This is a genomic window from Streptosporangium nondiastaticum (assembly GCF_003011965.1).
In the GTDB taxonomy this organism is placed as follows: domain Bacteria; phylum Actinomycetota; class Actinomycetes; order Streptomycetales; family Streptomycetaceae; genus Streptomyces; species Streptomyces nondiastaticus.
On record NZ_PXWG01000038.1, the window covers coordinates 1 to 22,699 of the forward strand.

General features: G+C 71.8%; 17 protein-coding genes. 5 read left to right on the forward strand and 12 right to left on the reverse strand.

Annotated elements, in window-relative coordinates; genetic code table 11:
- Window positions 1-399: 399 nt before the first annotated feature.
- The 11 genes from B7P34_RS16370 to folC all read right to left on the reverse strand — a co-directional run bounded on the left by B7P34_RS16370 (window position 400) and on the right by folC (window position 13,801).
- Window positions 400-1,185, reverse strand: coding sequence for a TIGR03936 family radical SAM-associated protein (locus B7P34_RS16370; protein ID WP_106677205.1), 786 nt, complete (start codon window positions 1,183-1,185; stop codon window positions 400-402).
- Between the two features lie 140 nt (window positions 1,186-1,325).
- Window positions 1,326-3,251, reverse strand: coding sequence for a TIGR03960 family B12-binding radical SAM protein (locus tag B7P34_RS16375; protein WP_106677206.1), 1,926 nt, complete (start codon window positions 3,249-3,251; stop codon window positions 1,326-1,328).
- 70 nt (window positions 3,252-3,321) lie between these two features.
- Complete coding sequence (locus B7P34_RS16380; protein ID WP_106677208.1) at window positions 3,322-4,839, reverse strand: CYTH and CHAD domain-containing protein; 1,518 nt, start codon at window positions 4,837-4,839, stop codon at window positions 3,322-3,324.
- A 162-nt stretch (window positions 4,840-5,001) separates the two neighbouring features.
- A complete protein-coding gene (gene rodA, locus B7P34_RS16385) occupies window positions 5,002-6,201 on the reverse strand; it encodes a rod shape-determining protein RodA (RefSeq protein ID WP_106677210.1) in 1,200 nt (399 codons plus the stop codon).
- Window positions 6,198-8,336: a penicillin-binding protein 2 gene (mrdA, locus tag B7P34_RS16390; protein WP_106677212.1), complete on the reverse strand. Its 2,139-nt coding sequence runs from the start codon at window positions 8,334-8,336 to the stop codon at window positions 6,198-6,200. The genes rodA and mrdA overlap by 4 nt, the downstream gene beginning before the upstream one ends.
- Complete coding sequence (gene mreD / locus B7P34_RS16395) at window positions 8,333-8,974, reverse strand: rod shape-determining protein MreD (protein ID WP_106677214.1); 642 nt, start codon at window positions 8,972-8,974, stop codon at window positions 8,333-8,335. The genes mrdA and mreD overlap by 4 nt, the downstream gene beginning before the upstream one ends.
- Before the next feature lie 3 nt (window positions 8,975-8,977).
- Window positions 8,978-9,910, reverse strand: a complete 933-nt coding sequence (gene mreC / locus B7P34_RS16400) for a rod shape-determining protein MreC (protein WP_106677216.1) — start codon at window positions 9,908-9,910, stop codon at window positions 8,978-8,980.
- 195 nt (window positions 9,911-10,105) lie between these two features.
- A complete protein-coding gene (locus B7P34_RS16405) occupies window positions 10,106-11,137 on the reverse strand; it encodes a rod shape-determining protein (RefSeq protein ID WP_286157482.1) in 1,032 nt (343 codons plus the stop codon).
- 279 nt (window positions 11,138-11,416) lie between these two features.
- On the reverse strand, window positions 11,417-11,830 hold the full coding sequence (gene ndk, locus B7P34_RS16410; protein WP_106677217.1) for a nucleoside-diphosphate kinase: 414 nt from the start codon (window positions 11,828-11,830) through the stop codon (window positions 11,417-11,419).
- A gap of 97 nt (window positions 11,831-11,927) precedes the next feature.
- Window positions 11,928-12,272: a DUF4233 domain-containing protein gene (locus B7P34_RS16415; RefSeq protein ID WP_106677219.1), complete on the reverse strand. Its 345-nt coding sequence runs from the start codon at window positions 12,270-12,272 to the stop codon at window positions 11,928-11,930.
- A gap of 2 nt (window positions 12,273-12,274) precedes the next feature.
- Complete coding sequence (folC, locus tag B7P34_RS16420) at window positions 12,275-13,801, reverse strand: bifunctional tetrahydrofolate synthase/dihydrofolate synthase (RefSeq protein ID WP_106677221.1); 1,527 nt, start codon at window positions 13,799-13,801, stop codon at window positions 12,275-12,277.
- Between the two features lie 107 nt (window positions 13,802-13,908).
- Here folC and B7P34_RS16425 point away from each other — a divergent pair, with 107 nt between their 5' ends.
- The 5 genes from B7P34_RS16425 (at window position 13,909) to B7P34_RS16445 (ending at window position 19,882) form a co-directional block, all read left to right on the forward strand.
- Entirely contained in the window at window positions 13,909-15,006 is a 1,098-nt protein-coding gene (locus B7P34_RS16425; protein WP_223267913.1) for a sensor histidine kinase, read from the forward strand.
- Window positions 15,003-15,731, forward strand: coding sequence for a response regulator transcription factor (locus B7P34_RS16430; protein ID WP_106677225.1), 729 nt, complete (start codon window positions 15,003-15,005; stop codon window positions 15,729-15,731). The genes B7P34_RS16425 and B7P34_RS16430 overlap by 4 nt, the downstream gene beginning before the upstream one ends.
- Window positions 15,732-15,853: 122 nt before the next feature.
- Window positions 15,854-16,984 (forward strand): non-hydrolyzing UDP-N-acetylglucosamine 2-epimerase, encoded by a 1,131-nt coding sequence (wecB, locus tag B7P34_RS16435; RefSeq protein ID WP_106677227.1) that lies wholly within the window; start codon window positions 15,854-15,856, stop codon window positions 16,982-16,984.
- 189 nt (window positions 16,985-17,173) lie between these two features.
- Window positions 17,174-18,541: a glycosyltransferase gene (locus B7P34_RS16440; RefSeq protein WP_106677229.1), complete on the forward strand. Its 1,368-nt coding sequence runs from the start codon at window positions 17,174-17,176 to the stop codon at window positions 18,539-18,541.
- Window positions 18,542-18,709: 168 nt separating this feature from the next.
- Window positions 18,710-19,882, forward strand: coding sequence for a hypothetical protein (locus B7P34_RS16445; protein WP_106677231.1), 1,173 nt, complete (start codon window positions 18,710-18,712; stop codon window positions 19,880-19,882).
- 156 nt (window positions 19,883-20,038) lie between these two features.
- Here the strand turns inward: B7P34_RS16445 and B7P34_RS16450 are convergent, their stop codons facing one another.
- Window positions 20,039-22,672: a valine--tRNA ligase gene (locus tag B7P34_RS16450; protein WP_106677233.1), complete on the reverse strand. Its 2,634-nt coding sequence runs from the start codon at window positions 22,670-22,672 to the stop codon at window positions 20,039-20,041.
- Between the last annotated feature and the right edge of the window lie 27 nt (window positions 22,673-22,699).

Here is a 22,699-nt window from a genome sequence, read left to right on the forward strand (position 1 = left end):
GGCGGCCTCGGCGGCGGGTGCGGCGGCCTCGGAGGCCTCTGCAGCGGCCGGCGGGCCCGCGGGGCGGGAGGCCGCACGGCGGCGGCGACGTGCCGGCAGCGTGTCGCTGGGGCTGTTGTTGTCGTTTTCGGTCCCGGCAGGGCCGGGCTCAGCGGGCTCAATGGATTCGAGCATGCGGGCGGTTCTCCCGTCACGCTCCCGGGCGCCGCGCCGGTTCCGGCCCGCCGGTCCGCGTGATGAGCGCGGTACCGCCGTCCGGGGCGCGGTCGCCGCACGGGAGCTGTCGTCTCGCTCGCCGGGCCCGAACCCTTGTCCTCGGGACCGGCGAAAGTCTCCTGGTCAGTGCGCCTGCCGCACCGGGTGGCTCCCTGGTGTCCGGCGGCGCTTCGACGGCCGTCCTTACGCGGAACCTTCCGGCACCTGCGCGCCGCCGGCGGGGCTCGGCCCGGCGGCCGTTGTGGGGAAGGCCGGGGCGGCATCGCGGTCGGGCGCGAGCGGGTCGGTCACCGTGCCGGACTCCTCATCGAGCAGCCCCTGCGCCAGCCTGGTCACCGCAGCGGGGACCGGCGGCGCCAGGTCGGCCGTAGCGCGGAGACCGGACAGGACGTCGTCGGGTCGAACGGCGGGTGTGGCATGCCGAACAACCAGCCGCAGTATCGCACAGGGACCGTCGCCGGGCCTATCGGCCGCGGCGTCACGCGCCTCGAGCCGGATCACGGCACCACGGGCGTCGAAGGTCCGCAACCCGTTTTTCGTGCGGCGCTGGACGTCCACCTGCTCGGCCGCGAGGAACGCCGCCACGGCGCGCTCGGCGTCCGCGGGCTCCACGCCGTCCAGCCGCAGCTCCCAGACGGAGGCCTCCAGCCGCTCGGCGAAGGAGGACGTCCGTGCCTCGACGGCGTCCGTGATGTCCAGCCCGGCGGGCAGGGACTCGTCGAGCAGCTTGCGCAGCTGCTCGACCTCGCGGACCTCGGCGAGCTGGATCTCCAGGTACTCGGCCTCGCTGCCCGTGCCGGTGGGTGCGGCATTGGCGTAGGACACCTTCGGGTGCGGGGTGAAGCCCGCCGAGTAGGCCATGGGGACCTCGGCCCGGCGCAGGGCCCGCTCGAAGGCGCGCTGGAAATCGCGGTGGCTGGTGAACCGGAGGCGGCCGCGCTTGGTGTAGCGCAGGCGGATGCGCTGCACCGCGGGTGCGGGCGGCGGGCCTTCGGGCTGTCGCTTGCCCAGTGGTCTGATTCCTTCGTGAGTGCGGTCGTACTGCTACCTAGAGTACGTGCCGCGGGGGCCCTGCCAACCCGGCAGGGCCCCCGATCGAACGTACGTTCCTACTTGACGACGGAGAGCGGCAGCAGCTTCTTGCCCGTCGGGCCGATCTGGATGGACGTGTCCATCTGCGGGCAGACGCCGCAGTCGAAGCACGGGGTCCAGCGGCAGTCCTCGACCTCGGTCTCGTCGAGCGCGTCCTGCCAGTCCTCCCAGAGCCAGTCCTTGTCGAGACCGGAGTCCAGGTGGTCCCAGGGCAGGACCTCCTCGTACGTGCGCTCGCGCGTCGTGTACCAGGCGACGTCCACGCCCTGCTCGGGCAGCGTCTGCTCGGCGCACTTCATCCAGCGGTCGTAAGAGAAGTGCTCGCGCCAGCCGTCGAAGCGGCCGCCGTCCTCGTACACCGCGCGGATGACGGAGCCGATGCGGCGGTCACCGCGCGAGAGCAGGCCCTCGACGATGCCGGGCTTGCCGTCGTGGTAGCGGAAGCCGATCGAGCGGCCGTACTTCTTGTCGCCGCGGATCTTGTCGCGCAGCTTCGCCAGGCGGGCGTCCGTCTCCTCGGCGGAGAGCTGCGGGGCCCACTGGAACGGCGTGTGCGGCTTGGGCACGAAGCCGCCGATGGAGACGGTGCAGCGGATGTCGTTGGAGCCGGAGACCTCGCGGCCCTTGGCGATCACGTTGACCGCCATGTCGCCGATCTGCAGGACGTCCTCGTCGGTCTCGGTCGGCAGGCCGCACATGAAGTACAGCTTCACCTGGCGCCAGCCGTTGCCGTACGCGGTGGCGACGGTGCGGATCAGGTCCTCTTCCGAGACCATCTTGTTGATGACCTTGCGCATGCGCTCGGAGCCGCCCTCGGGGGCGAACGTCAGGCCGGAGCGGCGGCCGTTGCGCGTGAGCTCGTTGGCGAGGTCGACGTTGAAGGCGTCCACGCGGGTGGACGGGAGGGACAGACCGATCTTGTCCTCCTCGTACCGGTCCGCCAGGCCCTTCGCGATGTCACCGATCTCGGTGTGGTCGGCGGAGGACAGCGAGAGCAGGCCGACCTCCTCGAAGCCGGTCGCCTTGAGACCCTTGTCGACCATCTCGCCGATGCCGGTGATGCTTCGCTCCCGCACGGGGCGCGTGATCATGCCGGCCTGGCAGAAGCGGCAGCCGCGGGTGCAGCCGCGGAAGATCTCGACGGACATGCGCTCGTGGACGGTCTCCGCGAGCGGCACGAGCGGCTGCTTCGGGTACGGCCACTCGTCCAGGTCCATGACCGTGTGCTTGGACACGCGCCACGGCACGCCGGACTTGTTGGGCACGACGCGGCCGATGCGGCCGTCCGGCAGGTACTCGACGTCGTAGAACGCCGGGACGTACACCCCACCCGTCTTCGCGAGCCGGAACAGCAGCTCCTCGCGGCCGCCCGGGCGGCCCTCGGCCTTCCAGGCCCGGATGATCTCGGTGATCTCCAGGACGGCCTGCTCGCCGTCGCCGATGACGGCGCAGTCGATGAAGTCCGCGATCGGCTCGGGGTTGAAGGCGGCGTGGCCGCCGGCCAGCACGATCGGGTCGTCGATCGTGCGGTCCTTGGAGTCCAGCGGGATGCCCGCCAGGTCCAGGGCCGTGAGCATGTTGGTGTAGCCCAGCTCGGTGGAGAAGCTCAGGCCGAAGACGTCGAACGCCTTCACCGGCCGGTGGCTGTCCACGGTGAACTGTGGCACCTCGTGCTCGCGCATGAGCTCCTCGAGGTCCGGCCACACGCTGTACGTGCGCTCGGCGAGGACGCCCTCCCGCTCGTTGAGGACCTCGTAAAGGATCATGACGCCCTGGTTGGGCAGGCCGACCTCGTACGCGTCCGGGTACATCAGGGCCCAGCGGACGTCGCACTCGTCCCAGGGCTTGACGGTGGAGTTCAGCTCGCCACCGACGTACTGAATGGGCTTCTGCACGTGCGGGAGGAGAGCTTCGAGGCGCGGGAAGACCGACTCGACAGGCATCGCAATGTCTCTCATGAGCGGAAGGGGGTGACCCTCAAGGGTAACGTGCCCGCGGAGCGGACCTTAACGATCACAGATCGGCCCGGTACCGCTTCCGGGAGGCCTTGCGCCACACCTGCGGCAGCTCCCGCTCGTCCCGGGCCGCGCGCTGCTCCTCGCGCCCGTACAGCAGGCCCAGGGTGAACGTGCTCTCCCCCGCCGCGTGGGCCCGGACCGCGAGCGCGCGCAGGGCGGTGCGGGTCATGACGCTGTCCTGGTGGTCGCCGAGGAGCGTCTGGACGTCCTTCATCCGGGACGTGAAGCGCTTGGCCGGCTTGCCGAGGGCCGGCACCGCGGCCTCGGCGGCGTAGCGGGCGCGCTTGGCCGCCTTGCGGGCCTCGTGCAGGGCGGTGTCGCGCTCGGGCCCGGGACCGGTGCCCAGGGCCTTCTCGACGCGACCGGCCAGCCGCTCGTAGTCGTGCAGGACGGCACCGGCGAGGACCTCCGGCGCGGGGTGGGCGGCGGCCCGGCGCAGCGGCGGGTCGGCGAGGAGGGCGTCGAGCGCGTCGAGGAGGGCGAGGTAGCGCTCGCCGTCGAGGAGGGCGAGGACGCGCTTGCGGGTGCCCCTGGCGCGGCCCGCGGCGTAGATGCGCAGGCGGGCGCGGACGGGCCCGAGCACGAGCGTGCCCGGCAGCCCGGCGAGGCTCTCCTTCAGGCGGGCGGCGACGACCTCGCGGTCCCGGTCCGCGCCGAGCTCCTCGGCGAGCCGCTTCAGCTCCGCGCCGAGCGGGTCGGTGACCTTGCGGTCCAGGACGTCGCCGTACGTGCGGAAGGCGCTGCGCAGGCGGCGCGTGGCGACGCGCATCTGGTGGACGGAGTCCTCGGCGTCGCGGCGGACGGCGGTGTCGTACGCGAGCAGGGCGTCGGTCTGCTGCCGTATGTAGGCGAGGACGTGGTCGCCGGCGGTGGCGGGCTTCCGCGCGGGCTTCTTCTGCTGCTCCTCCCCCGTCTCCTGCAGCGCCCTGGCCAGCTTCGACGGCGCGTCGGAGGGGCGCAGGCCCGCCTTGCGGAGGCGCTTCTCGACGGCGTCGAGGAAGGCGGGGTCGGTGCCGCTGCCGAGCTCGACCTCGAACTCGGTCCAGCGGGCGCTGCGGCCGCCGTCGCCGAGCCGGTCGGCCCTGACGCGGTCGGCGCTCGCCTCGGCGAGGAGCGTGCCCTGGGCGTCGAGGAGCCGGCTGACCGTACGGCGGGAGCGGATGCGGACGAGGGGGACGAGCGGGGCGCGGCGGACGCGGGCCCGGACGAGGGCGGCGAGGGCGCGCGGCACGTCCGGCGAGAGGGGCGCCCGGATCTCGTCCCGCACCCCGGGGGCGACGGGGAGCTTGAGGTGCCAGCCCTCGTCCTCGCCGCCGGTGCGGCGGCGCAGGGTGATGCCGGCGGCCGCGAGGCGCCGGTCCGGGGTGTCGTAGTAGACGGCGTCGAGTTTGTGCGTCACTTCGTCCGTGACGGCCGCGACGCCCGCGACGCGGCTCAGGTCGGGCAGCGTGGCGCCTCCGGCGTGGGGCCCGGCTTCGTACTTCCGCTCGATCTCGCGCAGAGTGTCCGCCATGGTCCCGAATCTAGTGCGCGTGCGTCCCATTGGGCAGCCGTCTTCACGCCGGGATGCGGGTGGGTCCGGCACCGCCGGTCCACGACATCGTGGTTGCTCGCCGCTGCGGCGAGGGTCCGGCGGAATCACCGGCCTCCCGAGCCACGGCGTCCCGGCCCGGCGCTACGCCGAAACCGGTCGTTGGACCTTGATCGACTGGAGGAGTCCGATCGCGATCCACGCCGCGAACATCGACGACCCCCCGTACGACACGAACGGCAGCGGCAGACCCGTGACCGGCATGATCCCGAGCGTCATCCCGATGTTCTCGAAGGACTGGAAGGCGAACCAGGCGATGATCCCGGCCGCCACGATCGTCCCGTAGAGCTCCGTCGTCTCGCGGGCGATCCGGCACGCGCGCCAGATGACGACGCCGACGAGGAAGATGATCGCGCCCGCGCCGACGAAGCCGAGCTCCTCGCCGGCGACGGTGAAGATGAAGTCGGTCTGCTGCTCGGGCACGAACTGGCCGGTGGTCTGGGAGCCGTGGAAGAGGCCGGCGCCGAGGAGGCCGCCGGAGCCGATGGCGATGCGGGCCTGGTTGGTGTTGTAGCCGACGCCGGAGGGGTCGAGCGCGGGGTTGGCGAAGGCGGCGAAGCGGTTGATCTGGTACTCGTCGAGGACGCCGAGCTGCCAGATGAGGATGCAGCCGAGGACGCCGGTGCCGATCAGGCCGGCGATCCAGCGGTTGGACGCGCCGGAGGCGAGCAGCACGGCGAGGACGATGACGACGAGCACCATCACGGAGCCGAGGTCGGGCATCAGCAGGATGATGAGGATCGGCAGGGCGGCGAGGCCGAGGGCCTCGACGACGGTGCGGTGGTCGGGGTGGAGCCGCTCGCCCGCGTCGACCTTGGCGGAGAGCAGCATCGCCATGCCCAGCGCGATGGTGATCTTGGTGAACTCGGAGGGCTGGAGGGAGAAGCCGCCGCCGAGCTGGATCCAGGACCGGGCGCCGTTGATGGTGGCGCCGAGCGGGGTGAGGACGGCGACGGTGAGCAGGACGGAGATGGCGTAGAGGATGGGGACGGCGCCGCGCAGGGCGCGGTGGCCGACCCAGACGGCGCCGATGGCCAGGCCCAGGCCGATGCCGGTGTTGAGGATGTTGCGGAGCAGGAAGTAGTACGGGTCGCCCTGGTTGAGCTCGGTGCGGTTGCGGGTGGCCGAGTAGACCAGGAGGGTGCCGATGCCGGAGAGGGCGAGGGCGGCCCAGACCATCACCCAGTCGAGGCGGCGCAGGACGGAGTCGCGGGCGGTCAGCCGGCCCCAGGCGGAGCGCTCGGGGCTGTAGCGGCGGGCGCGGTAGCCGTCGGTGGTGGTCACGAGTCCTGCTCCTCCTTCCGGGCCGAGGGGCTGGGCGGGGGCGGCTCGATGGGCCGGGCCTCGATGGTGCCGTCCTTCTCGATCTTCGGCAGCCCGGTCTCCGGGTGGGGCAGGAGCGCCTTCTTGGCGTCGATCTTGCCCTTCTCGTCGACTCCGTAGAGGGCGTTGTAGATGTTGCGCACGGCGGGGCCGGAGGCGCCGGAGCCGGTGCCGCCCTGGGAGATCGTCATGACGACGGCGTAGTCGCCGGTGTAGGTGGCGAACCAGGAGGTGGTCTGCTTGCCGTAGACCTCGGCGGTGCCGGTCTTGGCGTGCATCGGGATCTCCTTCTGGGGCCATCCCTCGAAGCGCCAGGCGGCGGTGCCCTGGGTGGCGACGCCGGCGAGGGCGCCGTCGATCTGGTCGCGCGTCCTCTTGTCGAACGGCAGCCTGCCGTGGGACCGGGGCTCGATCTCGTGGACGGTGCGGCCGTCGGGGCTGATGACGGCCTTGCCGACGGTGGGGTTCCAGAGGGTGCCGCCGTTGCTGATGGCGGCGTAGATGGTGGCCATCTGCAGGGGGGTGACAAGAGTGTCGCCCTGGCCGATGGAGTAGTTGACGGAGTCACCGGCGCGCATGCGCATGCCGGACTCGCAGTTCTCCTTGGCGATCTGGCCGGCGTAGCTGGTGTCGGTCTTGCCCTGCTTGCACCAGGAGTCCTTGTTGGCCTCCCAGTAGTTCTTCTTCCATTCGCGGTCGGGGACGCGGCCGGTGACCTCGTTGGGCAGGTCGATGCCGGTCTCCTTGCCGAGGCCGAACTCGTGCGCGGTCTTGTAGAACCAGTCGGCGGGGTGCTTGGGGTTGTTGCCGCCGTCCTTCTGCCACTGGCGGTAGGCCAGGTCGTAGAAGACGGTGTCGCAGGAGACCTCCAGGGCGCGGCCGAGGTTGATGGGGCCGTACCCCTTGGACTCGAAGTTCTTGAAGACCTGGTTGCCGATGCTGTACGAGGCCGAGCAGTTGTAGTTGTCGTCGAAGGCGTAGCCGGCCTTGACGGCGGCGGTGGCGGAGATGACCTTGAAGATCGAGCCGGGGGCGGCCTGGCCCTGGATGGCGCGGTTGAGCAGCGGGAAGCCGGAGTCCTTGCCCGTGAGGTTCTGGTAGTCCTTGGCGGAGATGCCGCCGACCCAGGCGTTGGGGTCGTAGGTGGGATTGGAGGCCATGGCGACGACGCGGCCGGTCTTGGCCTCCATGACGACGACGGCACCGGCGTCGGCCTTGTAGTTGGTGCCGGTGTTCTTGTCGACCTCCTTGCGGGCGTCCTTCATCGCCTGGTCCAGCTCGCGTTCCGCTATGGCCTGCACGCGGGCGTCGATGCTGGTGACGAGGTTGGCGCCGGGGACGGCCTTGTCGCTCTTGGCCTTGCCGATGACGCGGCCGAGGTTGTCGACCTCGTAGCGGGTGACGCCGGCCTTGCCGCGCAGCTGGGAGTCGTACTGGCGCTCCAGGCCGGAGCGGCCGACCTGGTCGGAGCGGAGCAGCGGGGAGCGGCCGGCCTTGGCCTTGGTGATCTCCTCGTCGGTGACGGGCGAGAGGTAGCCGAGGACCTGGGCGGTGTTGGAGCCGCCGGGGCCGGCGTAGCGGCGGACGGCGGTGGGCTCGGCGGTGATGCCGGGGAAGTCCTCGGCGCGCTCGCGGATCTGCAGGGCCTGCTGGGTGGTCGCCTCGTCGGTGATGGGGATGGGCTGGTAGGGCGAGCCGGCCCAGCAGGGCTTGGGGGTCTTGGCGTCGCAGAGGCGGACCTTCGCGGCGACGTCCTCGGGCTTCATGTTCAGCACGCCGGCGAGGCGGGCGAGGACGGTGCGGCCGCGGTCCTTCATCTTCATGAGGTCGGTGCGGCTCGCGGAGACGACGAGGCGGGTCTCGTTGTCGGCGAGGGGGACGCCGCGGGCGTCCAGTATCGAGCCGCGGGTGGCGGGGGCGACGACCTGCTGGATGTGGTTGTCGGCGGCTTCGGCGGTGTACTCGTCGCCGTTGCGGATCTGGAGGTACCAGAGGCGGCCGGCGAGGGTGAGGAGGAGGGAGAAGACGAGGATCTGGATGACGATGAGGCGGATGGTGACGCGGGAGGTCCGCCCGGAGTCGGGAAGGTTGGTCATAGCCGCTTCACCCCCTTGAGGCGGCCGGGCCGGCGCAGCCCCGTCCGCACCCCCATGCGCATGCCCGTGCGCTGTCCGCTGACGCGGCCGGCGCGCGATCCTCCCATCGTGCTGGGGCCGTCGGCGACCAGCGGGTCGTTCTGGACGCGCCGGGCCATGGCCATGACGAGCGGGACGACGAAGGGCGCGAGCAGCAGGTCGTAGAGGGCCGCGGTGAAGACGAGGCTGGTGAGGCCGACGTTGCGGGCGGCGGTGTCGCCGACGAGGGAGCCGACGCCCGCGTAGAGCAGCGTGGAGCCGACGGCCGCGGCCACGACGACGAGCATGGGCACGGTGGCCGAGCGCAGCTTGCCCGTCTCGGGCCGGACGAGGCCGACGAGGTAGCCGACGAGGGACAGCACGAGGGCGTACCGGCCGGTGGCGTGGTCGGCGGGCGGGGCCAGGTCGGCCAGCAGGCCGGCGGCGAAGCCGACGACGGCGCCGTTGGTGTGGCCGTGGACGAGGGCGAGCCCGACCACGACGAGGAGGAGCGGATCGGGGACGGCGCCCGGCAGGTGGAGCCGTGCCAGGACGGTGACCTGCACGACGAGGGCGACCACCACGAGCGCGGTCGAGAGCAGGATCCGGTTGAGGCGCATCGGTCAGTCCTCGGGTTTGGCGCTCGCGGAGGGCGTGACCGTGACGGTCACGGTGGGCGTGGGCTTGGGCGCTTCCGGCTTGGGCGGCAGCACGGTGTCGCGGGGGTCGGTGCGCGGGGGTTCGACGACGACGCCGACGATGTCGAGCTTGCTGTAGCCGACGAAGGGGCGGACCTGGAGGGTGCGGGTGAGGCTGCCGCCGGCGGGCTCGACGCGGGTGACCTCGCCGACGGGGACGCCGGGCACGAACGGCTTGTCGCGGCTGGAGCCGAAGGTGACGAGCCGGTCGCCGGGCCGGACGGCCGCCTTGCCGTTGAGCAGTTCGACGCGCAGGACGCCGGCGCCCTGGCCGTTGGCGAAGCCGAGCTCGCCGCTCTTCTCCATGCGGGTGCCGACGGTGAACTTGGGGTCGTTGGCGAGCAGCACGGTCGCGGTGTCGCGGGCGACGGTGGTGACGCGGCCGACGAGGCCGTCGCCGTTGAGGACGGTCATGTCGCGCCTGATGCCGTCGCGGCTGCCGGCGTCGATGGTGACGGTCCAGGAGAAGCCCTGGGCCGCGCCTATGGCGATGACCTGGGCGCCCTTGATGCCGTACTGGCCGCGGCCGGCGGTCTTGAGCATGGCGTCGAGCTCGGCGGCCCGGGCGCGGGTGCGGTCGTCGCTGCCGAGCCGCTGCTTGAGGCCGGTGTTCTCGCGCTCCAGGGCGCTGATGCGGTTGTGCCGCTCGTCGGAGTCACGCACGGCCGCCACGGCGTTGCCGACGGGGTCGACCGCGGAGGCGACGCCCTTCTCGACGGGCCCGAAGACGGAGGCCGCCGCGTGCCGGACGCCGTCGAGCGGGGACCGCTCACCGCCACGGATGTCGACCGTGATCAGTGCGAAGGCGATGGCGACCAGCAGCACCAGCAGCAGCCGGCTCTCTCGTGTGTCCCTCACGTGCGGCGGCGTGCCCTTCTCGTAGGACCGGCGGGCTGCGGGGCGGGCCGGTCATCCGGAGCGTTGTGCCTGTATATCAGGTTGTTTCCCGGCAGCGGTGGTATGCCGGGTGGCGTTGGCGCCACCCCCTGCCAAGGGGCCGGGCGGCGTCCCCCGGCAGGGGGAACGGCGCCCGGAATCGGGACTCGGCTCGCGTCAGCGCCGCGGCTGTGCGTCGAGGACCTGCTGGAGGGCCTCGAACTCCTCGACGCACTTGCCGGAGCCGAGCGCGACGGAGTCCAGCGGGTCCTCGGCGATGTGGATCGGCATGCCGGTCTCCCGGCGCAGCCGCTCGTCGAGGCCGCGCAGGAGGGCGCCGCCGCCTGTGAGAACGATGCCGCGGTCCATGACGTCACCCGAGAGCTCGGGCGGGCACTTGTCGAGGGTGGTCTTGACGGCGTCGACGATGGAGTTGACCGGCTCCTCGATGGCCTTGCGGACCTCGGCGGCGGAGATGACGACGGTCTTGGGCAGGCCGCTGACCAGGTCGCGGCCGCGGATCTCGGTGTGCTCGTCCTGCTCCAGGTCGTAGGCCGAGCCGATGGTGATCTTGATCTGTTCGGCGGTGCGCTCACCGAGGAGGAGGCTGTACTCCTTCTTGATGTGCTGGATGATCGCGTTGTCCAGCTCGTCGCCGGCGACGCGGATGGACTGGGCGGTGACGATGCCGCCGAGGGAGATGACCGCGACCTCGGTGGTGCCGCCGCCGATGTCGACGACCATGTTGCCGGTGGCCTCGTGGACGGGGAGGCCGGAGCCGATCGCGGCGGCCATCGGCTCCTCGATGATGTGCACCTGGCGGGCGCCGGCCTGGGTGGACGCCTCGATGACGGCGCGCCGCTCGACGCCGGTGATGCCGGAGGGCACGCAGACCACGACGCGGGGCCGGGCCATCCAGCGCCGCTTGTGGATCTTGAGGATGAAGTAGCGGAGCATGCGCTCGGTGATCTCGAAGTCGGCGATCACGCCGTCCTTCAGTGGCCGGACCGCGACGATGTTGCCCGGGGTGCGGCCGATCATCTTCTTCGCCTCGGCACCCACCGCGAGGATGCCGCCGGTGTTGGTGTTGATGGCGACGACGGATGGCTCGTTGAGGACGATTCCGCGGCCTCTGACGTACACCAGCGTGTTGGCGGTCCCGAGGTCGACAGCCATGTCACGGCCGATGAACGACATGTTGTTCCCCATGAGGATACGTCTGGCCTTCCCAGCTGGAGTGAGCGATTGCTTACTTGCGGTCGGCAGGGTGTGCGGTGCGCGGCGGGCGCGGAAGCTCTCATCGTAGTCTCGACCGGTCGAACGCGGTGCGAGGGTTCCTCCGCCATTGTCGGCGGAAGTGGAGCTTCCCCCAGTAATGGTGACGTCGTGTCGGAGTGAGAGGTTCCCTCGTTCGCCACGCATATGCCAGGGGCGACCGAAAGAAAATCGGTCGCCCCTGATCGGAAAGGCTCCGGGCCTGATGCGCTATCAGGCGAGGCCGGGAAAGAAAATCTTGATTTCCCGCTCGGCCGACTCCTCGGAGTCCGAGGCGTGGATGAGGTTCTCGCGCGTGATGGTGCCGAAGTCGCCACGGATGGATCCCGGGGCGGCCGAAATCGGGTCCGTCGGGCCGGCCAGGGCGCGCACGCCCGGGATGACGCGCTCGCCCTCGACGACCATCGCGACGACGGGGCCGGAGGACATGAAGCCCATCAGCGGCTCGTAGAAGTCCCGGCCCTCGTGCTCGGCGTAGTGCTGCGCGAGGGTGTCGCGGTCGAGGGTGCGCAGCTCCAGCGCGCTGATCGTCCAGTTCGCCTTGCGCTCGATGCGGCCGACGATCTCACCGATCAGGCCACGGCGAACAGCATCGGGCTTGAGAAGGACGAGGGTGCGCTGGCTCATACTGCGGCTCCTTGCGGACGATCGGGTCTGGTGGGCCAGAGGGTACAGGGGTGCGGCGCAGGCGCGGCACCCGGACCGGGGCCGGGCGGCGGCCGGGCTACGCCGCGTCGGCCGCCTCGGCCGCGAAGCGGGCCTTCGCCTCGTCGATCTTCCGGCCGAAGTGCACCGATGCCCACCACAGGCCGCCGAAGACCACCCCGAGGATGAACATCATCGGGACGATGAAGCCGCTCAGCACCAGCCCGATCTGCAGCAGCCAGCCCAGCTGGACGCCGCCCGGGCGGGTGAGCGCGCCGCACAGCAGCACGCTCAGGGCCATCGCGGTGCCGCTGACGGCCCACACCGTGCCCGTGGACAGGTCGGACGTCTGCATGGCGACCAGACCGGCGAATCCGATGACGAAGAATTCACCGATCAGAGTGCCGGCGCACAGCGTTCTCATGATCAGCCCTTTCCGAGGAGCAGCCGGGCCTCGCCGACCGTGATCACCGAGCCGGTCACCAGGACGCCCGCGCCGGAGAACTCGGACTCCTCCTCCGCGAGGGTGATCGCGGCCTCCAGGGCGTCGTCCAGCCGGGGCTCGACCTGGACGCGCTCGGCGCCGAAGACCTCGACGGCGAGGGCCGCGAGCTCATCGGGGTCCATGGAGCGCGGGGTGGAGTTGCGGGTGACGACGACCTCGGCGAAGACCGGCTCGAAGGCCTCCAGCAGGCCGCGGACGTCCTTGTCGGCGCTGGCGCCGACGACGCCGATGAGCCGGCTGAAGCCGAACGCCTCGGTGACCGCCTCGGCCGTGACCTGCGCGCCGGCCGGGTTGTGCGCGGCGTCCAGCACGACGGTGGGGCTGCGGCGCACGACCTCCAGCCGGCCCGGGGAGCTGACCTGCGCGAAGGCGCGGCGGACGGTGTCGATGTCGAGCGTGCGGGCGTGCTGCGCGCCGATGCCGAAGAACGCCTCGACGGCGGCCAGGGCGACCGCGGCGTTGTGCGCCTGGTGGGCGCCGTAGAGCGGCAGGAACAGCTCGGGGTACTCGCCGCCGAGGCCGCGCAGCGTCAGCAGCTGACCGCCGACGGCGACCTCGCGGGAGACGACGCCGAACTCCATGCCCTCGCGGGCCACGGTGGCGTCGACGTCGACCGCGCGCTTGAGCAGCACCTGCGCCGCGTCGACCGGCTGCTGGGCGAGGACGACGGTGGCGTCCTGCTTGACGATGCCGCCCTTCTCGCCGGCGATGTCGCCGGGGGTGGCGCCGAGGCGGTCGGTGTGGTCGAGCGAGATGGGGGTGACGACGGCGACGGAGGCGTCCACCACGTTCGTCGCGTCCCAGGTGCCGCCCATGCCGACCTCGACGACGGCCACGTCGACCGGGGCGTCGGCGAAGGCCGCGTAGGCCATGGCGGTCATGACCTCGAAGAAGGACAGGCGGTAGTCCTCGCGGTCGTCGACCATCTCCACGTACGGCTTGATGTCCTGGTACGTCTCGATGAAGCGCTCGGCGGAGATCGGGGCGCCGTCGAGGCTGATGCGCTCGGTGATCGACTGGACGTGCGGGCTGGTGTACCGGCCGGTGCGCAGGTCGAAGGCGGTAAGCAGCGACTCGATCATGCGGGCCGTGCTGGTCTTGCCGTTGGTGCCGGTGATGTGGATGGCGGGGTAGGCGCGCTGCGGCTGCCCCAGGATGTCCATCAGGGCCTCGATGCGGACCAGCGAGGGGTCGAGCTTGGTCTCCCCCCAGCGGCCGGCGAGCTCGGTCTCGACCTCGCGCAGCGCGCGGTCGGTCTCGGGGTCCTCGGGCCGGGCGGGGACGTCGCCCTGCGGCGGCCCGGCCTGGGCGCGCAGGGTCCGGCTGCCGGCCTCGATGACGGCGAGGTCGGGGTCGCGGTCGGTCTCGGCATCGACAATTTCCTCGAAACGGTCATTGTCGTCGGGGCCGGTGCTGCCGTTGTCGTCGTTCAGGGGGCGCTCGCTCACGCGGACCAGTCTACGGAGGGGGTCCGGCAGCGCGGGCGGCAGGCCCGGCGGCCTTGTCCTACGGTTTTCCCGGAAGGACCCTTTTTTCCGTTTCCCCTGGAAACCCCATGTCTACAGGAGCCGGGTGGTGCCGGGTGGCGAGCGAGGACGACGACCGGTGGCGGACGCTGCTGGACGCGGTGCTGGAGGCGCTGCCCGCGTGCGCCGCCGTGCAGGGCCCGGACGACCGGGTGCTCGCGGCCAACCGCGGGTTCACCCGCCTGTTCGGCACCGGCGTCCGGGCCGGCGAGATCCCGGCCCGCCACCACGTCCACCGGACGGCCGAGCTCCCCCTCCCCGACGGCCGCACCGTCCGCCGCGTGATCGAGCCGCTCCGCCACGAGGGCGCCTATCTGGGCGCCCTGTGGACGTACGAGGACGTCACCGAGCGCAAGCGGCGCGAGCGGGACCTGGAGCGCGACAACGTGGCGCTCACCGAGCTGGCCCGGCAGCGCAACGCCTTCACGGCCGCCGCCTCCCACGAGCTGCGCACGCCCCTCACCTCCGTGATCAGCTTCTGCGAGCTGCTCACCGACCCCTCCTTCGGCACCCTCACCGACGAGCAGGCCTCCTTCCTCGACGCCATCCGGCGCAACGCCGACCGCATGCAGCGGGTGATCGCCGACCTGCTGCTGACCACCCGGATGCGGGCCACCGCCGGCCTGGAGCTGGAATTCGGCGACGTGGAGGTGGACCGGATGCTTCAGGACGCCGTCCTCGACCGCATGAGCACGACGCAGGAGGCGGGATTGTTCACCGTTCTGGAGTGCACCTCCGGACCCCTCCTGCGCGGCGACCGGCACCGGCTGCAGAACGTCCTGGCCAATCTTCTGGAGAATGCCGCGAAATACACCCCCGCGGGTGGCCGGATCTCGGTCACGGCGGCACCGCGCGGCGAGTTCTGGGAGATCGAAGTCGCCGATACCGGAATCGGCGTCCCGGAGGAATTCCGGGAGGAGATCTTCAATGGTTTCGTACGGGCGCCGAACGCCCGTACGGGCGGATATCCCGGCACCGGCCTCGGCCTGGCCATCAGCCGCACCATCGTCCGGCTGCACGGCGGGACGATCACCGTCGGCGAAGCGCCGGACGGAGGCGCGGCCTTCCTGATCCGGCTGCCGGTGGCGGGGCCGGACGACCCCCCGCGCGAGGAGGCCGCCGCATGATCCGCGTGCTCGTCGTCGAGGACGACCCCGACCTCTCCCTCGCCCTGCGCACCCTCCTCACCCGCGCCGGCTACGAGGTCGTCCACGCCGACAACGGCCGCGACGGGCTGCGGCTGCTGTTCGCCGAGCGCCCCGCCCTCATGCTCCTGGACATCGGGCTGCCGCAGCTCAACGGCTGGGAGGTGCTGGAGCGCACCCGCGACCTCAGCGACCTGCCCGTCCTGCTGCTCACCGCCCGCGGCGCCGAGACCGACCGGGTCCGCGGCCTGCGCGCCGGCGCCGACGACTACCTGCCCAAGCCCTTCGGCAACGACGAGCTGCTCGCCCGCGTCGAGGCGCTGCTGCGCCGCAGCGCGCCCACCCGCTGGGCCGGCGACTCCTTCGACGACGGGCTGCGGCTCGTGCCCGAGCGGCGCTCGGCGGTCTGGCAGGGGCACGAGGCCCGGCTCAGCGACATCGAGTACCGGCTGCTGCAGGTGCTCGTCCGCAACCGGGGCCGGGTGATCACCACCGACCAGCTGCTCGACCGGGTGTGGGACGACCCCGAGGGCACCGGCCGCGAGCGGGTGAAGTTCGCCGTCCTGCGGCTGCGGCGCAAGCTGCGGCAGGCCGCCGGCGACGAGGCCGCGGACCCGCTGGAGGCCGTACGGGGGCTGGGCTACCGCTACCGGGCCGACGGCGGGGACGAAGGTCCCGCCCCGGACGAGGACGAAAGTCCCTTCTAGCCCCTTTTCCACCCCGATTCCGGTTTCGCAACCGTCGGGCAACCGAAGGCACCCCGGAGGGGCAACCGAGGCACCGCAAGGTCGTGAGCTGTCAGCAGCCCGTCGGCCCCAGGAGTCACCTCGTGCAGTCCCTGCCCGCCCGTAGCGTCGCCGTCGTCCTCGGCACCCGCCCCGAGCTGGTCAAGCTCACCGACCTCGTACGCCTCCTGGGCCCCGCCGCCCACCTGGTGCACACCGGTCAGCACTACGACGAGGAGCTGTCCGGCCGCTTCCTGACCGAGCTGGGCCTGCCCGAACCGACCTTCCTGACCGGCGTCGGCGGACAGCCGCGCGCCGTCCAGATCTCCAGCGCCCTCGCCCAGCTCGACGACCTCTTCACCGCCGAGCCGCCGCTCGCCGTCGTCGTCCAGGGCGACACCAACGCCGCCCTCGCCGGCGCGCTCGCCGCGAACGCCCGCGGCATCCCGCTGCTGCACGTCGAGGCCGGCCTGCGCAGCCACGACCGCAACATGCCCGAGGAGCACAACCGCGTCCTCATCGACAGCATCGCCGACGTGCTGTGCGCGGCCACCGAGGACAACCGCGCCAACCTCCTCGCGGAGGGCGTCGACAACGCCCGCATCGCCGTCACCGGCAACACGGTGGTGGAGGCGGTGCACGGCCAGCTCCCGTCCGCCGCCGAGCGCGCGGAGCTGCTGGAGCGGCACGGCCTGACCGCCGACGCGTACGTCCTGGCCACCGTCCACCGCCCCGAGAACACCGACTCCCCCGAGGCCCTGCGCGCCATCTTCACCGAGCTCGCCGCGCTCGTGGCCGACGGCCGCCCCGTCGTCGTGCCGCTGCACCCGCGGACCCGGGCCCGTATCGAGGCCGCCGGCCTGGAGGGCCTGCTGGCCGGCCTGACCGTCACCCGCCCGCTCGGCTACGGCGAGTTCCTCGCCCTGGCCCGGCACGCGGCGCTGCTCGTCTCCGACTCGGGCGGCATCCAGGAGGAGTGCACGGTGCTCGGCCGCCCGCTGGTCGTCGTGCGGCGCTCCACGGAGCGGCCGGAGGCGATGGCGGACTTCGCGGACCTGGTGGAGCCGGGCCGCGCCATCGGCGAAGCCGCCCGCCGCCGCCTGGCGGAGGGCCCGGAGGGCCTGACCCGGCTGGCCGCCCTGCCGAGCCCCTTCGGGGACGGGCTGGCGTCGGACCGCATCGTCGCGCTGCTGACGGCGATCGGCGCCCCGCAGGAGCTTGCCGCGGCCGCGTAGGGCCTCTCCCCCACCCCGCCCCTTCCCGCTGAAGAGTGCCCGGCCGGGCACCACCCAGCCCGTCCGGCGACTGAGGACGAAACGGTGAAAGGGCGGGACCGGGGCCCCTCCTCCGCCGCAACGGCGAACAACCCCCACACACGTGACCGGCGGTGCCGTACCCGCCGAAGCCCCCCCGGAGCAAAACCCGTGTTCTCCAGCCCCTTCTTCCTCGCCTTCCCCTTCTTCCTCCTCGCCTGCTTCCTCCTCTACTGGGCCGGCGCCCGGCACGCCTACCTCCGCCGCCCCGAGGCGGAGAACGGCGACGCCACCGCCTTCGACTGGCACTTCTTCGTCCCGTGCCGGGACGAGGAGGCCGTCGTCGGCACCACCGTCGAGCGCCTGCGCGCCGACCACCCCCGCGCCCACGTGTGGGTCATCGACGACGACAGCGACGACCGCACCGGCGCCATCGTCGCGGAGCGCGCCGAGACGGACCGCCGCGTGCACCTCGTCAGCCGGGTCCGCCCCGACGCCCGCCAGGGCAAGGGCGCCGCGCTCAACGCCGCGTACGACGAGCTGAACCAGTTCCTGTCCAAGGACGCCGACCGCGAGCGCGTCGTCGTGTGCGTCATCGACGCCGACGGCCAGCTCGACCCGCGCGCGCTGGAGCGCGTGAGCGGCCCCGCCGGCTTCGGCGACCCGGAGACCGGCGGCGTGCAGGTCAGCGTGCACATGCGCAACGCCGGCGACCCCCGCCCGCTCGGCGAGGACCGCGGCCGCGTCCGCAACGCCTTCGCCCGTCTCCTCGTCCGCATGCAGGACATGGAGTTCTCCGTCTCCAACGCCGGCATGCAGCTGCTGCGCGGCCGCACCGGCTCCGTCGGCCTGGGCGGCAACGGCCAGTTCACCCGGCTCGCCGCGCTGGACCGGATCGCCGCCGCCGAGCGCCGCCCGTGGCAGCGCGGCGCGCTCCTGGAGGACTACGAGCTCGGCCTGCACATGATCCTGAACGGTGACCGGATATCCCACATAGCCGACACCTGGGTCTCCCAGGAGGGCCTGCCGCACGCCCGCCGCTTCCTCACCCAGCGCACCCGCTGGGCGCAGGGCAACCTGCAGTGCGTCCGCTACGCGCCGCGCATCGTCTCCTCCCGCCACTACGGCGGCAAGGGCGTCCTGGAGACGCTCTACACCTTCCTCCAGCCGGTCGCCCACCTGGTGACCCTCGCACTGTGCGCGGTCATGTTCGTCCTGCTGGGCCTGACCGCGGCCGAGGACGGCTTCGGTGCCGCGTTCGGCGGCATGCTCGCGCTGTGGCCGCTGGTGCTGGGCCTGGCCGTGGTCTCCGTGCTGCCGTTCGTGCTGTGGGGCCCGGTCTACCGCCGCGACCGCGCGTCCGACCACTCGCTGCTGTCCGCCCTGCTGTGGGGCCTCGCGCTGTGGCTGTACGCGTACCACCTCTTCCCGGCGTCGGCACGCGGCTTCGTGCGGATGCTCCGCGGCCGCAACGGCTGGGCGAAGACGCGGCGCAACGCCGAGGTGGTCACGTCGGGCCCGGTCGCGATCGAGAGCTGACGACCCCACCACCCCCGCACAAACCATGAAATAGGCCACATCCATGGCCCACGAGGCAACCAACGCCCCCGTTCCGCCATCTGACCCCCGGTGACACATGTCCGGAGCAGGTCCGGGCAGCGGAACGGGAGCGTTGTACGGGTGCGGGTACCGGAAATCAGCACACGGATGCACTTGCTGCTGCTCACGGCGTGGACCGTGCTGTGGTTCGCCGTCGTGGAGCCCAACGGCGGCTTCTCCTGGCACTACCTGCGCACCGGCGGCGAGCTGATCTACCAGGGCGCGTCGGGCGACGGCACCGGCGGGCTCAACCTCTACGCCCACCACCCCGAGCTGCAGATGGGCCCCATCAGCTTCCTGGTGGCGGGCCTGTTCAACCCGTTCTCCGAGCACACCGGCCAGTTCCTGGCAGCGGCGTTCATGTCCGTGCTGGGCCTGGTCATCATGGTGCTCGCGGGGCGCAGCGCCGCCACCCACTTCCTCGGCACCGGCACCAACCACGAGCGGCTGCGCCGCCGCGTGCTGATCGCCGGGCTGGCGTTCATCCCGATGTGGATCGAGGTGTCGGTCCGGTTCGGGCACCTGGACGACGTCCTGGCGCTGTTCTTCACCGCGCTGGCGGTCTGGTTCCTGACCCGCTGCAACCCGGCCGCCGTCGGCGCCTGCCTGGCCCTCGCCATGGACTCCAAGCCGACGGCCCTCGCCTTCGTGCCGCTCATCCTCGCCCTGCCCCGCGACCGCTGGATGCGGGCGGTCCTGTGGTGCGCGGCCCTGCTGGCCCTCGCCTGGCTGCCGTTCTTCATCGCGGCCCCGGACTCCTTCGCCGCCGCGAAGTTCACCATCCCCAACAGCCCGGCCTCCGCCCTGCGCTGGCTGGGCGGCAACACCCCCGTGACCCCCGACTGGGCCCGCCCCGCCCAGGCCGCCCTCGGCCTCACCCTGGGCGCGATCGCGGTGTGGCGGGGCCGCTGGGCCGGGGTCGTCCTGCTGGGCGCGAACGCCCGCATCCTCCTCGACCCGAGCGTCTACACGTACTACACGGCGTCGGTGCTGCTCGGCACGCTCCTGTGGGACGTGTGCGGGCAGCGGCGCCTCGTGCCGTGGTGGAGCTGGATCGCGCTGATCGTGCTGTACGGCAGCGTGTTCGCCGTACCGGACGAATCGGCCAAGGGCCTGATCCGGCTCGGGTTCGTGGCGGTGTCGACGGTGTACGTGCTGTTCTGGCCGCAACACCGCAGGAAGCGGCGCCGCCGCCCGGCGGAGGAGGACGAGGGCTTGGTGGAGGGCCCGTGGGGGCCGATGTGGGACCCGAACAGGTCGCGGCCGTGGGCGGCGCGGTAGAGATACCTGCGCCGACCTGCGGCTACGCCGCGTGGGCGCGCCCCGTAAGGGGCGCGGGGAACTGCGCGACAAGCCCCCACCGGCCGGCAGCCGAATGCGAACGGCCCCCGTACCCACAGAGGTACGGGGGCCGTTTCAGAACCCTGCGACGCCGACTCAGCCCTGCGGCAGAGCCGCCAGCTGCGCACTGATCCGCTCAATATCCGCGTCGGCCGTCTCCAGCCGCTTGCGGATCTTCTCCACGGCCGCCTCCGCCGCCTTGGCCAGGAACGCCTCGTTCCCGAGCTTGGCCATCGACTGCGCCTTGTCCTTCTCGGCCGCGGCGAGCGCCTTCGTGAGCCGCTTCCGCTCGGCCTCGACGTCGATCGTGCCGGACAGGTCGAGGGCGACGGTCGCGCCCGCGACCGGCAGCGAGGCGGTCGCGGCGAAGCCCTCGCCGGCCGGCTGCAGGCGCAGCAGCGAACGCATCGCGTCCTCGTGGGCGGCCAGCGCCGTGCCGGTCAGGTCGAGGCGGGCCGGGACCTTCTGGCCCGGCTGCAGGCCCTGGTCGGAGCGGAAGCGGCGGACCTCGGTGACGACCTGCTGGAGCGTGGCGATCTCCTGCTCGGCGGCCGCGTCGCGGAAGCCACTGTCCTTGGGCCAGTCGGCGATGACGACGGACTCGCGACCCGTGAGCGTGGTCCACAGCGTCTCGGTGACGAAGGGCACGATCGGGTGCAGGAGCTTGAGGGTGACGTCGAGGACCTCGCCCAGGACGCGGCGCGAGGCCTCGGCCTCGGGGCCGCCCTTCTGGAACGTGGTCTTGGACAGCTCCACGTACCAGTCGAAGACCTCGTCCCACGCGAAGTGGAACAGCGCGTCGGAGAGCTTCGCGAACTGGTAGTCGTCGTAGAGGGCGTCCACCTCGGCGACGACGGCGTTGAGGCGCGAGAGGATCCAGCGGTCGGTGGCCGACAGCTGCTCGGCCGGCGGGAGGTCGCCCTCGACCGTGGCGCCGTTCATCATCGCGAAGCGCGTGGCGTTCCAGATCTTGTTCGCGAAGTTGCGCGAGCCCTGGACCCAGTCCTCGCCGATCGGCACGTCGACGCCGGGGTTGGCGCCGCGGGCGAGGGTGAAGCGGACGGCGTCGGAGCCGTACTTGTCCATCCAGTCGAGCGGGTTGACCGCGTTGCCGAAGGACTTCGACATCTTCTTGCCGAACTGGTCGCGGACCATGCCGTGCAGGGCGATGGTGTGGAACGGCGGGGTGCCGTCCATCGCGTACAGGCCGAACATCATCATCCGGACGACCCAGAAGAAGAGGATGTCGTAGCCGGTGACGAGGACGGAGTTCGGGTAGAACTTCTGGACGCTCTCGGTCTGCTCGGGCCAGCCGAGGGTGGAGAACGGCCACAGGCCGGAGGAGAACCAGGTGTCGAGGACGTCGGTCTCCTGGTGCCAGCCCTCGCCCGCCGGCGGCTGCTCGTCCGGGCCGACGCAGACCATCTCGCCGTCCGGGCCGTACCAGACCGGGATGCGGTGGCCCCACCACAGCTGGCGCGAGATGCACCAGTCGTGGAGGTTGTCGACCCAGTCGAAGTAGCGCTTCTCCATCTCCTGCGGGTGGATCTTGACCTTGCCGTCGCGGACGGCGTCGGCCGCGGCCTTGGCCAGCGGGGCGGTCTTGACCCACCACTGCATGGACTGGCGCGGCTCCAGCGTCGTCTTGCAGCGCGAGCAGTGGCCCACGGAGTGGGTGTACGGGCGCTTCTCGGCAACGATGCGGCCCTCGGCGCGCAGGGCGCCGACGATCGCGGAGCGGGCCTCGAAGCGGTCCAGGCCGAGGAAGGGGCCGTGGACGGTGATCACGCCGTGCTCGTCGAGAACGGTGAGGCTCGGCAGATCGTGCCGGCGCCCGATCTCGAAGTCGTTCGGGTCGTGGGCGGGCGTGACCTTGACGGCGCCCGTGCCGAACTCGGGGTCGACGTGCTCGTCGGCCACGACGGGGATGCGGCGGCCGGTCAGCGGCAGCTCGATCTCGGTGCCGACGAGGTGCTGGTAGCGCTCGTCCTCGGGGTGGACGGCCACGGCGGTGTCACCGAGCATCGTCTCGGCGCGGGTCGTGGCGACGACGATCTCCGAGTCCCCGGAGCCGTAGCGGATGGAGACGAGCTCGCCGTCGTCGTCCTGGTACTCCACCTCGATGTCGGAGATGGCGGTCAGACAGCGCGGGCACCAGTTGATGATGCGCTCGGCGCGGTAGATCAGCTCGTCGTCGTAGAGCTTCTTGAAGATCGTCTGGACGGCCTTGGAGAGGCCCTCGTCCATGGTGAAGCGCTCACGCGACCAGGCGACACCATCGCCCAGACGGCGCATCTGCCCGGAGATCTGCCCGCCGGACTCGCCCTTCCACTGCCACACGCGCTCGACGAACGCCTCGCGGCCGAGGTCGTGGCGCGACTTGCCCTCCTTGGCCAGCTCGCGCTCGACCACGTTCTGCGTGGCGATGCCCGCGTGGTCCATGCCCGGCTGCCACAGGACCTCGTAGCCCTGCATGCGCTTGCGGCGCGTGAGGGAGTCGATCAGCGTGTGCTCGAAGGCGTGGCCCAGGTGGAGGGAGCCGGTGACGTTGGGCGGCGGAATGACGATCGTGTAGGGCTCCTTCTCGCTCTTGGCGTCTGCCTCGAAGTAGCCCCGCTCTACCCAGCGCTCGTACAGCGGCCCCTCTACGTCGGCCGGCGCGTACTGGGTCGGCAGGTCGGGGGTGCGGTCGGCGTGCCCGCTGTCGGGGCGCTGAGTGTTGTCGGTCACGGGGTGAATTCTAAGGGGGCGTACGCG